Raw genomic sequence first — 12,002 nt, forward strand, 5'->3', positions numbered from 1 at the left:
AAAGTGATCATGAACCAACCCCTCAGCGCACCAGTCCTGGCTGGCTCCGCGCATCGCGTGAAGCCTACCGCTCTAGCCCTGCACATCGCCTCTGCTCCTCACTGGGGGAGACCATGGCGGCGCCGTGCACTGAGCTTGCCATCTCCCCGGGACTTGTCCTTCCAGGGCGTCCAGTTGTCGTTTCAGCCTTTGCGCTCATGGCTGCATCTGCTGACCAACGCCGGAATGCTGAGTGCGCGGCCTTCGGCAGTTGCGGTTGGATCTGGCGCGCATTCGGCCATAAGCGTCCTGAGACGTCCGGAGGACGATGATGACGCTCCCGCCCGTATCGAGGAGCTTGGTTTCGAACTGACCACCGAGATGATTCTGGATTTCGCGAATTTCGCCCGACAGTCAAGGCTTCATGATGCATTGCAGCAGGTGCCGGTGGAGACCGAGGCAGAGGATTCCGGCGCCGAACTCGATGAGCTGCTCGCCGCGCGCGAGGCCGACGGTGCTCAGCCGGCACCGACGCTGAAGAGCCCCATCGAGGGTGGGGCTGCTTCGGAGCAAGGCATTTCCGAGGCGGCATCGATGCAGTCGCTCCAGGGCCAGGGCCCTCGAGAAGCCCCGTCCGCCGCGGAAGAGTCGCTGGACTCATTGACTACCGACGCTCTGCAATCCGTAACAGTTCTTGCAACGACATCGCCAGACAGGCCGGATACCTCGCTCCCATCGGAGACAAGTAAACACGACGAGGATGACTCCGCTGATGAAACACCTGAGAGCGTCGAAGTGTCGAAGGTTTCGCTGCCCCTAGCCGCAGCGTTAGTGCAGCTGTCCGAACTCGACGTGATGGAGGAGTCTTCGCCGTTCGCGGCAGAGTCCTCGGCGCAGTCGGCCTCAGTGGCAGATTCTGCGGAGCAGCTTGTTGAGCCACCATTACAGCGCGAGACCGTTCTCGACACTCCCGAACTGGCCGCGCCAGAGGCCAGCGCAGAAGCCGACCCCGAGAGTGCCTTCGAAGCAGTTGATGCAATGGATGGACAGGCGCGGGACGTTCCTGTACGCCATCCGCTGACAACGGTCGCCGACGAGCCTGCCCAAGCGGAAGGGGGTGGAATTCCTGAACTATCGGGGAGGACAGCCCCGGCATTTGTTGTCAGTGGCATTCGCGCCATCCGCAAGGTCGCGGCGAGGCCTCAACCGACTGCAGCGCCTGAGCCCGTTGTGCAACGTGTCGATGTGCCGGTTGCTGCGGAAGTGTGTGTGACCGCCACCGACGCCGCTATCGCGGAACCCTTGGCTATATCGGTGATCACGCCTGCTGCTCAGGGGGGCACCGAGTCGCTGAAGCCGGAGACTGCTGATGTCTGTATGGATCCTGGCCTGACTGGCGTGCACCTGGAAAACATGGGGTCGCCCCTGCAGCCCAATTTGCCCACTGGAAACAAGCTCGTGCTCGATCAGATTGGGGAGGACTTCGGTCCCGACGAGTTCAGTTTCGAACCAATGATCGCGAGTCTGGAGGATGCCCTGGCTGTTTTGTCTGCGGCCAGCGTCGATCACGATGCAGTGCCGACGGCTCAGGTCGACTCGGAGGCAGCGACTGGAGTTGCCGGCACTACTTCCGCGCCCCTTGTCGCCGAGGCCCGGCGGGCCGAATACCGTACCCCCGAAGCGGCGGCGCTTCAGGGAATCTTTATCCAGAAGGAAACTGAAATGACCGAAATGCGCGATGAGATATCCGAATCCGACGTACAGGGCTCCGCTCCCATAGCGTCTGTGGACCTGCTGGAGGTAGCGACCACACTGAGCGTGCCCCAGTTCGAGGCAGATTCGGACGATGTGCTGTCGGATGTCCAGAGCACCCTGAATTCTCTCGCGGGTATGGCCCAGGGGCTGACCCAGCAGAAGCAGGCAGCTGGTCGCCTGCAGGAAGAGCTGGAAGAGTGGGACGCGCAGCTTCAGGAGCGTGAGCGCCTGGCGGGAGACAAGGAAGAACGTCTTCTGCAACTGGAGACACATCTCAAGGAGGCCAAGACAAACCTCGATCGCATGGCCGCTGAGAACAACCGTCTGCTAAGCGAGCGCAGCGAAGCGCTCAAGGAGCTGGCTCAGACCGTCGATCTGCGCGACAAGAGCACCACCAAACGTGCTGAGTCGATCCAGTTGGAGCAGCAGCACATCGATGAACAGGTGGCTAGCTTGCGTATCCGAGCCAGTGAGTTGGATGAGCGGGAGAGCGCCCTCAAGCGCAAGAGTGAGGAACTGGGCGTACGGCTCAAGCAATTGCAGAGTGCCAAGGACAAGTTCAGTGCCATTGTGAAGAGCTTCAACGAAACAGTGCAGTTCAACAGCACCTTGTCCGCCATTTCCAAGGCGGTCAACGAGTGACCGAGGCGGTATAGCAGGCGCTGGCCGCAAGCACCTGTCGCAGAGAGGGATGGTCGAAACGGGGCGAGACATGGAACTGTCCGACCCCTTCGCTGCGCCAGCGATGCATTTAGCTGACATGGCCAGTCAGTGACATTCCTGCGGCATCGACCACTGCGCTAGGCCCATTCAACGCGCCATGCCGCACTCGACCCGCAGGGCTTTTGTTGCAAGGAAGATCATGGCCCGCATAGTACTCATCGAACCGTCTCGACGTGACTGCGTCACCATCCGCCGGTTTCTTCTGGAGCACGGCCACCAGTGCGACGTGTATTTCAGACTTGCACGGCAAGCCCTTAGTGATATGGACGCCAGCGACTGCGACCTATTGGTGGTTACGCTGGAGCTGCCGGACATTCATGGCATGCAGTTGGTCACCATGCTCCGGCGCGATGGCCGGCTCAAGCCCACCACACCTGTGCTGGTCTGCTCCAGCCTTGGTTCGCCGCTGAGCATTCAACGGGCGATTCGCACCGGCGTGTCTGGATTTTTGCTGATGAATGATCGACTGGCCTTGATCGGTCGGGCTGTCGATGCCGTTCTCGCTGGCGGCAAGGTGTATCCCGAGCATGGACGCTTGCCGCTGGATGGCGATCCCCGGCTGAAGTCGGCGCTGGTCCTCTCTGCCCACCTGGTCGCCATACTGCATGGCCTGCATCGTGGGCATTCAGTGGCCTCGCTTGCAGAAATTCTGGCGTTATCGGGCGAGAACATAGGTCAGCATAAGCGGCAGCTGATGCGAAAGCTGTCTGCTTCGACCCTGGAGGAACTGTTCACCATCTGTGAGGAAATCGGCCTGCTTCAGCGCCTGACAGCGCTTCCAGTTTTGTAGTGGGGCAGGTGGCCTTGGCAAAGTTGGATAGCCGTACGACTGAGTCGATTCGGCCTAATTGCCTTGCATAGTTTTCCTTCGTCTAAGCAGGAATTTACTGACATTCACAGTGGTTCCAAGTTGTAAGAATTCTCACTGCAACTTGCCCCTTACTTCCGCAGCTGAGAATTAGTGGGGCATTCCACCGGTTCTTTCAGTCGGCCTGATTGCGCTTGATCGCAACGGGCATCGAGCTTCCCGCCTCGTTCGCTATTGTCGAACTGTGCAATGGGGCGACGCGGCTGACCATCCTCAAGGTAGGACGATTCATGACTTCAGATACGAAGTGGTTCGAGGGACATCAGGATGAAGGATTGGCAGCCATGGCTGTCCCTCAGCCGTCCGATCAGGCGACTGCGCTTCGCTCTTCCGGTAACGAGGAAGAGTTGGCTGGCCAGATAACTCCCTCGTCCGAGCGCTCCGAGGGCATCGTTCGCCCGGTGTTATCGGCAGGCTATATCCCGATACAGGGCAATCTCTCATCGTCTTCCGGGCAACCTCAGGATCCGCAAACCTTCGAGGCCTTCGAAAACCTCGAAAGAGATCTCGCCGAACTGGCCTCGGCCTGTTCGGGACTGGACGCTGGCGAGCCCGACAGCTTCGAGTTTGTCGGGCCGCTGCCCAGAAATACTGGTGTTTCCACGGGTGTCAGCACGATTACCGAAGATGGCGCAGTCACCAACCTGCTCGATGCGCTTCTGTTACCGACACCAGTGCAGGGCATTGAATCCAATACGGCTGACGCGGCAACCATGCTGCTTGCCAGCCAGCCAAGCTCTCCTATTTCGAACGAGGCCCCTTTCGCCATGAACTCCCAAGCCCAACCCGCCAATTCCGAAACTGCGAGTTCCCAGGTGCCTGTGGAGTCCGCCGTTTCCGTGCGCCAATCTTCGGCCCTTGAAACCGATGGTGTACTTCACGATGTGCAGTCCACTCTCGACTCGTTGGCCGGCATGGCCCAGGGGCTGTCTCAGCAGAAGCTGGATATCACAAAGATGCGCGAGGCGCTGGAGGAGCGGCGTCTGGCGACGCAGGAGCGTGAGCGTCAGTTGGCCGAGCGAGAACAGCGCCTGAGTCAGCAGGAACAGCGCTTGCAGGAGGAAAAGCAGTGCATCGAGCGCGTAGCCGAACATAATGCTGCTGTGCTCGCCGAGCGTAGCAGTGCGCTGCAGGCCCTGGCCGAAACCGTCGATAGCCGCGACCGGGCGACCATCAAGCGCGCTGAGGTCCTGAGCCAGGAACAGCAGAGCATCGACCGCCAGCAGAACCAGCTGCGTGCGCGGGTTCAGGAGCTGGATGACCGTGAGGCCGGCCTGCAGCGCCAGAGCGGCGAGTTGGCGGACCGTTTCAAGCAGCTGCTCGATGCCAAGGAGCGCTTCGGTGCCATCGTCAAGGGTTTCAACGAGACCGTGCGCTTTAACACGACCTACAGCGCCATCAGCAAGACGGTCGCGACCGGCGCGGAAGACGCCTGATCGCTCACCGAGAAATGAAAAAGCCCGGCATTGGCCGGGCTTTTTCGTTCAGGGCGATTACTTCAACTGCAGCCAGATCGGCGCGTGGTCCGAGGGCTTTTCCATGCCGCGGATATCGTAGTCCACACCGGTCTCGGCGATGCGACCACGCAGCGCCTCGGAGGCAAGAATCACGTCGATGCGCAGGCCTCGCTTGGGCGTGTCCTCGAAACCACGGCTGCGGTAGTCGAACCAGCTGAAGCGGTCGTCCACGCTTGGGTTCTGCAGGCGGAAGCTGTCCACCAGGCCCCAGCCCTTCAGGCGCGCCAGCCATTCGCGTTCTTCCGGCAGGAAGCTGCACTTGCCGGTCTTCAGCCAGCGCTTGCGGTTCTCTTCGCCGATGCCGATGTCGCAGTCTTCCGGCGAAATGTTGATATCGCCCATCACCACTAGCGGCTGGTCGGGCTGGAAGCGGGTTTCCAGCAGGTCCTGCAGGTCGGCGTAGAAGCGCTGCTTGGCGGGAAACTTCACCGGATGGTCGCGGCTCTCGCCTTGGGGGAAGTAGCCGTTCATCACGGTGATCGGCTGGCCGTCGGCGTCCTGGAAGGTGCCCCAGATGAAGCGGCGCTGGGATTCCTCGCCGTCATTGGGGAAGCCGCGTTGCAATTCCAGCGGCTCCTGGCGGGAGAGCAGGGCAACGCCGTAGTGGCCTTTCTGCCCGTGATAATGCACGTGGTAGCCGAGGGCTTCGATCTCCTCGCGGGGGAACTGCTCGTCGGCGACCTTGGTTTCCTGCAGGCCGATCACGTCTGGCTGGTGGCGTTCGATGATCGCCTGGAGCTGGTGGGGACGTGCGCGCAAACCGTTGATATTGAAGGAGACGATTTTCATCCTGGGCGCCCTGGCAAAAGCACGATGCTAGCCCAGGTGGGCCGACCCTGGCGACCCCGGCGAGGCGCTGCTAGGGTTTTGTGGCTGGACTCATAACCATAAGAAGAACTCACCCGAAGAGGCGTCCGCATGCCTGATAACCTCGCCGAAGTCCGTCTGCTAGACGGCAACTACAGTCGTGAAGTCCGCTCGCTGCTTTATCACGCGTATCGCCACGAACCCACCTTCGCCTACCTGTTCGAATCCGACCGTGCCGGTTTCGACCAGCGCGTGCGGGCGACCGTCCGCGAATTGGTCAACCAGCACTTCCTCGAGGAACTGCCAGCCATCGGCCTGCTGATCGAGGGTCGCCTGGTGGGCGTGGCGCTGGTGGTGCCGCCGCAGCGTCGTCTGGACGTCACCGAGAGCTGGTTCTGGCGCATGCGCATGCTGCTCACCACCGGCCTGGGTTGCACCCGGCGCTATCTGGACTACCACGCCGCCGTGCTTGGCTGCCTGCCGCCGGGGCCTTATCACGTCCTGCCGCTGATCGGCGTGCATCCGGAGTTCCAGGGCAAGCACCTGGGCGAGCAGCTGCTCGATGCACTGCACGCCTGGTGCGCCGAGGATGGCGGCTCCCAGGGGCTGGTGCTGGATACGGGTAATGCCCGCTACCTGGAATTCTACCGGCGCCATGGTTACGAGGAGCTGGGGGAGGTGGCGCTGGGGCCGATTCGCGAGCACGTGCTGTTCCATCCCGTCCACGGGCGCGAGGCGGTGAAAGTGTCGGCGGGATAGCCGGTGCTTTGAATCCTCAGACGCGTCCTATGGCCTCTAAGAAAGGCAATACGGGGAAAACCCGTGCTAGCATTTCGCGCCATGAGAGTTGTCCAAGGATTGCTTGGGCTTCTGCTGGTACTGGCCTTCTGCTTGCAGAGGACACTGGCGGCCGAAGCCCATCTCGACGTTCGTATCACCCCCGCCAACGCTGCGCTCAAGGCCAATATCGAGGCCTATCTGGGCAGCCTTGGCGAGCGTGATCAGGCGGCCCTGCAAAGATTCCGGCGCAATGCCGTGGAGCAGGCGCAGAAGGCCGCCCAGGCTTTGGGTTACTACCAGGCGCGCATCCGTGGCCGGGTGACCGATGACAAGGTGCCCACCCTGCGCATCAACGTCCGGCCCGGCGAGCCCATTCATCTGCGTAACGTCACCGTGCGCGTCGAAGGCCCGGCCGCCCAGCTCAAGAGCTTCCGGGTGCCCGGTGGCGACGCCCTGAAGCCCGGCGCGCAGCTCAACCACGGCGCCTACGAGGACGCCAAGCGGCTGATCCAGAACCAGGCCTCACGCTTTGGCTTCTTCCGTGGCCAGTTTACCCAGCAGCAATTGCGCATCGACCCCGAAGCCGGCGTGGCGGACATCGAGCTGGTATACGCCAGCGGGCCGCGTTATCGCCTGGGCAAGGTCGAATTCGCTGGCGATTTCCCCTTCGACGAGGACCTGCTGCGGCGCATGGTGCCGTTCAAGGAAGGCGCCGACTACGACTCCGAACAGATCGCCGACCTCAACCAGGCGCTGCAGTCCAGCGGCTACTTCGATGGTGTGCGGGTGGATGCCGCGCCGACCAACGCCGATGGCGAAGTGGTGCCGGTGAACGTTCATCTGGAGGTGCGCAAGCCACGCACCATGGGCCTCGGCCTGGGCTTCTCGACCGATGTCGGCCCGCGCGCACGGGCGACCTGGACCCGCCACTGGGTCAACCCGCAGGGCCATAGCCTCGGCTTCGAGGCCGAGATTTCCGCGCCCCGCCAGAACGTCGGCGCCTGGTACGAGATTCCGCTGGACCCGCCGCTCACCGACAAGCTGCGCTTCACCAGCGGTTACCAGTACGAGGACCTGGTGGACACCGAAAGCAAGTTGCTGACCCTCGGCGGCGAGTGGCACCACAAACTCGACAGCGGCTGGCAGCGGGTCGTCTCGCTGAACTGGCAGCGCGAGGAGTACAAGCTCGGCGACGACAATGGCACCAGCAGCTTCCTGATGCCGGGTATCGGTTATTCGATCCTGGAGGCCGACAACAAGATCGATCCTGGGAAGGGCTATCGCCTGCAGTTCGAGGTGAAAGGTGCCAAGGAAGGGCTGCTGGCGGACGCCGACGTGGCCCATATCAACGCCATGGCCAAGGGCGTGACCAGTTTCTGGGGAGGACAGCGCTTGCTTGGGCGCATTCAGGTCGGCGCCATCGCCACCAATGACTACAGCGCGATCCCGCCGTCGCTGCGCTTCTTCGCTGGCGGCGACCAGAGCGTGCGCGGCTACGACTACCAGACACTGTCGCCGAAGAACTCAGACGGCGACCGCATCGGTGGCCGCTACATGGTCGCCGGCAGCGTCGAATACCAGTACCCCATCGCAGAGCGCTGGCGCATTGCAGCCTTCGTCGATCAGGGCAACTCGTTCAACTCGCTGGACTTCCCCTCGATCAAGACCGGCGTCGGTATCGGCATCCGCTGGATTTCCCCGGTCGGTCCGCTGCGTCTGGACCTCGCCGACGGCCTGGACGAAGACGGCGGCATCCGCCTGCACTTCTCCATGGGGCCTGAACTGTGACCCGCGCAGGCTGGATGCGCGCGCTGCGCTGGAGCCTGGGCGGCCTGCTCGGGCTGATCCTGCTGCTGGTCATCGTGGTGGCCGCCTTGCTCTGCACGCCTGCGGGCAGCCGCGCGGTGCTGAGCTGGGCGCCGGGCCTGAGCGTCGATGATTTTGACGGCCGCCTTGCCGGTGGTTTCAGCGCCAAACGTGTGGAGTGGACCGACGGAGCCACCCGCCTGGTGCTGGATCAGCCACAGATCGACTGGTCACCGGCCTGCCTGCTGCGCATGACCCTGTGCTTGCACAAGGTTGTGGCCAAGGAAGTGCTGCTGACCTTGCCGCCGAGCGAGCCGAGCGAATCGTCCGGCCCCATTGAGCTGCCCGATCTGAGCCTGCCGCTGTCGCTGGAGCTGGGCGATATCCGTATCGGTCGCTTCCTGCTCGATGGCCAGGAGCAACTGCGCGACGCCGAACTGGCCGCGCACTGGGACCACGAAGGCCTGCACATTGACTCGGTGAAGCTCGCCCGCGATGGTTTGAACCTGTCGCTCAAGGGCCTGCTGAAGCCGACCCAGGGCTGGCCGCTGGAGGCCGAGGGTACTCTTGGGCTGCCGGCGCCGGGCGAGAAGCCCTGGAACCTGCAACTGCAGGCCAAGGGCGAGCTGATGGGCCACCTCAAATTGCAGGCACAGAGCAGTGGCTACCTGAACGGCGACCTGGAAGGAGACCTGCAGCCACTGGCGGAGAACCTGCCGGCCACCGCGCTGGTCACCGCCGACGGCTTCAAGGCCGATGCGTCCTTACCCGACACGCTGACGCTGAACCAGTTGCGCCTGAATGCCAGCGGCAACCTCAAGGATGGCTACCAGCTGGCTGGTGCCGCTGTGCTGCCCGCCGAGGAAAGCCCGGTGGTGCTGACCCTGCGCGGCCGCGTCGACGCCGAGGGTGCGGATATCGCCGCACTCGACCTGAGCGCCGCCAAGGACCAGCGCGTGGCGGTCACCGGCCGTCTGGACTGGAAGGACGCATTTGCCGCCAACGCCCAGCTCGACTGGCTGGACTTCCCCTGGCGTCGCCTGTACCCGGAGATTGACGAGCCGCCAGTGAGCGTGCACACCTTCAAGGCCGAAGTGAGCTACAGCGACGGCGCCTACCTGGGCAATTTTGACGGGGCCTTCAAGGGGCCGGCCGGTGACTTCACCCTGGCCAGCCCGGTGTCGGGCAACCTCGTGGAAGTCTTCCTGCCGTCACTGAAACTGGTGGCGGGGCAGGGCAAGGCGGAAGGGCACCTGAAGGTCGGTTTCGCCGATGCAGTGACCTGGGACGCGGCGCTCGACCTGTCCGATCTCGACCCGGCCTACTGGCTCGCCGAGATGCCCGGCCGCCTCGGCGGGCCGCTGCGCAGCAAGGGCTCGTTCAAGGGCGAGGCGCTGAACCTCGATGCCAACCTTGACCTGCAGGGCCGTCTGCGCGGCCAACCCGCTGCCTTCAAAGCGAATGCCATGGCGGCGGGGCAGGCGTGGAAGCTCGACGGCCTGGTGCTGCAGTTGGGCGACAACCGCATCAGCGGACAGGCCGCGCTGGACCAGCGCCTTTCCGGCCGCCTGGACATCGCCTTGAATCGCCTCGGTCAACTGTGGCCACAGCTTTTTGGCCATGTGAGTGGCCGTCTTGACCTGGCTGGCACACTGCAGGCGCCGCAAGGCCAACTGAAACTCGATGGCCAGCGCGTCGCCTACGCCGACCAGGGCCTGCGCACGCTGGACCTGACGGCTGCCCTCGACGCCGCCCAGCGTGGTCGCATCAACCTGACAGCCCAGGGTCTGCACAGCGGTGAAACGGATTTCGGCGTGCTCAAGCTCGATGGCAGCGGCGACCTGAAGCGTCAGCAACTCGCCCTCAACCTGACGGGTAAGCCGGTGGCGCTCGACCTCGGCCTGGACGGCAACTGGAACGGCAAGGACTGGCGTGGACGACTGGCAAAAGGCGACATCCAGAGCGGTGGCCAGGACTGGCGCCTGCAACAGCCGGCACGCCTGGAGCGCCTGGCGGACGGTCGGATCAACCTCGGTGCCCATTGCTGGGCTTCCGGCCCCGCCAGCCTGTGCATGGAAGACCAGCGGCTGATGCCCGACCCACGCCTGCGCATGCACCTGCGCGAGTTCCCACTGGACAGCCTGGCGCGCTGGCTGCCCGAGGACTTCGCCTGGAAGGGCAAGCTCGACGGCGACGTGCAGCTCGACCTGCCCGCCAGCGGCCCCAACGGCTCCATCCTGATCAATGCCAACAACGGCACCCTGCGCATCAAGGAGCAGGAGGAGTGGGTCGACTTCCCCTACCAGCGCCTGCAGCTGGAGAGCCGCCTGACGCCCCGGCGCATCGACACCAGCCTGCAGTTCCAGGGCGACAAGCTCGGAAGCCTGCAGGCCCAGGTCCAGCTCGACCCGCGGCCGAGAGCCAAGCCGGTGAGCGGCACCTTCAACCTCAGTGGCCTGGACATCGCCGTGGCGCGGCCCTTTGCGCCCATGGTGGAAACCCTGAAAGGCCACCTCAACGGCAGTGGGCAGATTTCTGGCGGCCTGCTGGCACCACGGGTGGATGGCGAGCTGCACCTGAACGACGGGGAAATCTCCGGCGGCGACCTGCCGACCCGTTTCGAGCAGTTGCAGGTCACCGCGCGGATCGCCGGCGAGCAGGTCGACCTGAGCGGCGACTGGAAGGCTGGAGAGCATGGCAACGGCAGCCTTTCCGGACGTATCGCCTGGTTCAGTGGCTTGGATGTCGACGTGAAGCTGCGTGGCAGCCGCCTGCCGGTAACAGTGGAGCCCTACGCCAACCTCGAGGTGGAGCCTGATCTCACCGTGCAGATGGCGGGTGAAAGGCTCGCCGTTTCGGGCTCGGTGCAGGTGCCGCGCGGCGCCATCACTATTCGCCAGCTGCCGCCATCCACGGTCAAGGTATCCGACGACACCGTGATCGTCGGCGCGAAGCAGGAGCCGAAAAGCGCCCTGGCGGTGAACATGGATATCGACGTCAGGGTCGGCAGCGACAAGCTGACCTTCAGCGGCTTCGGCCTGAATGCGGAGCTGGCCGGCCAGGTGCACATCGGCGACAACATGGATACCCGTGGCGAACTGCGCCTGAACAACGGCCGCTACCGCGCCTACGGTCAGAAGCTGACCATCCGCCGCGCACGCCTGCTGTTCGCTGGGCCTATCGACCAGCCGTTCCTCGATGTCGAGGCGATCCGCAAAGTCGACGACGTGGTCGCCGGCCTGCGCCTGACCGGCAACGCAGAGCAGCCGCGCAGCGAGGTGTTCTCCGAGCCCGCCATGAGCCAGCAGCAGGCGCTGTCCTACCTGGTGCTGGGCCGACCGATGTCCAGCGGCGAGGACAGCAACATGCTCGGTGAGGCGGCCCTGGCGCTCGGCCTGGCAGGCAGCGCGCCGCTGACCGGTGAAGTCGCCCAGCGCCTGGGCATCCAGGACTTCCAACTGGACACCGAAGGCACCGGCAACAGCACCAGTGTGGTCGCCAGCGGCCAGCTTTCCGACCGCCTCAGCCTGCGTTACGGCGTGGGTGTGTTCGAGCCGGCCAACACCATCGCGCTGCGCTACCTGCTGAGCAAGAAGGTCTACCTGGAGGCCGCCAGCGGCCTGGCCAGTTCCCTGGACATCTTCTACAAGCGCGACTTCTGAGTGCTCGCTGTCAGCGGCGCATCCGCGCCGCTGACAGCCTTCATAGCCCCTTAAGGTACTCGGCACAGACTCCCCACCGCCGCCGGACGATGTGCGCACAAGGGG

The 12,002-nt window shown here is 63.8% G+C and carries 7 protein-coding genes; 6 read left to right on the forward strand and 1 reads right to left on the reverse strand.

The features are described 5' to 3' along the window. Positions 1 to 9 precede the first annotated feature (9 nt). The 3 genes from ACIPK7_RS22995 (at position 10) to ACIPK7_RS23005 (ending at position 4,761) form a co-directional block, all read left to right on the forward strand. Positions 10 to 2,376, forward strand: a complete 2,367-nt coding sequence (locus ACIPK7_RS22995; protein ID WP_401090405.1) for a hypothetical protein — start codon at positions 10 to 12, stop codon at positions 2,374 to 2,376. A 220-nt stretch (positions 2,377 to 2,596) separates the two neighbouring features. Then, positions 2,597 to 3,247 carry a response regulator transcription factor gene (locus tag ACIPK7_RS23000; RefSeq protein WP_192434481.1) on the forward strand — a complete coding sequence of 217 codons (651 nt, stop codon included), beginning with the start codon at positions 2,597 to 2,599 and terminating at the stop codon, positions 3,245 to 3,247. Positions 3,248 to 3,459: 212 nt separating this feature from the next. Beyond that, on the forward strand, positions 3,460 to 4,761 hold the full coding sequence (locus ACIPK7_RS23005; protein WP_401090408.1) for a hypothetical protein: 1,302 nt from the start codon (positions 3,460 to 3,462) through the stop codon (positions 4,759 to 4,761). 57 nt (positions 4,762 to 4,818) lie between these two features. Here the strand turns inward: ACIPK7_RS23005 and xthA are convergent, their stop codons facing one another. Next, the gene (gene xthA, locus ACIPK7_RS23010) at positions 4,819 to 5,631 is read right to left on the reverse strand and encodes an exodeoxyribonuclease III (protein WP_401090410.1); all 813 of its coding nucleotides are present in this window, start codon (positions 5,629 to 5,631) and stop codon (positions 4,819 to 4,821) included. A gap of 129 nt (positions 5,632 to 5,760) precedes the next feature. Here xthA and ACIPK7_RS23015 point away from each other — a divergent pair, with 129 nt between their 5' ends. From ACIPK7_RS23015 to ACIPK7_RS23025, 3 genes are all read left to right on the forward strand, one after another. Next, the gene (locus ACIPK7_RS23015; RefSeq protein ID WP_401090412.1) at positions 5,761 to 6,408 is read left to right on the forward strand and encodes a GNAT family N-acetyltransferase; all 648 of its coding nucleotides are present in this window, start codon (positions 5,761 to 5,763) and stop codon (positions 6,406 to 6,408) included. Between the two features lie 81 nt (positions 6,409 to 6,489). Next, positions 6,490 to 8,217: an autotransporter assembly complex family protein gene (locus tag ACIPK7_RS23020; protein WP_401090414.1), complete on the forward strand. Its 1,728-nt coding sequence runs from the start codon at positions 6,490 to 6,492 to the stop codon at positions 8,215 to 8,217. Between the two features lie 14 nt (positions 8,218 to 8,231). Further along, on the forward strand, positions 8,232 to 11,897 hold the full coding sequence (locus tag ACIPK7_RS23025) for a translocation/assembly module TamB domain-containing protein (protein ID WP_401090588.1): 3,666 nt from the start codon (positions 8,232 to 8,234) through the stop codon (positions 11,895 to 11,897). The last annotated feature ends 105 nt before the right edge of the window (positions 11,898 to 12,002 follow it).

This window comes from Pseudomonas sp. NPDC086581 (assembly GCF_044746165.1).
GTDB lineage: Bacteria > Pseudomonadota > Gammaproteobacteria > Pseudomonadales > Pseudomonadaceae > Pseudomonas.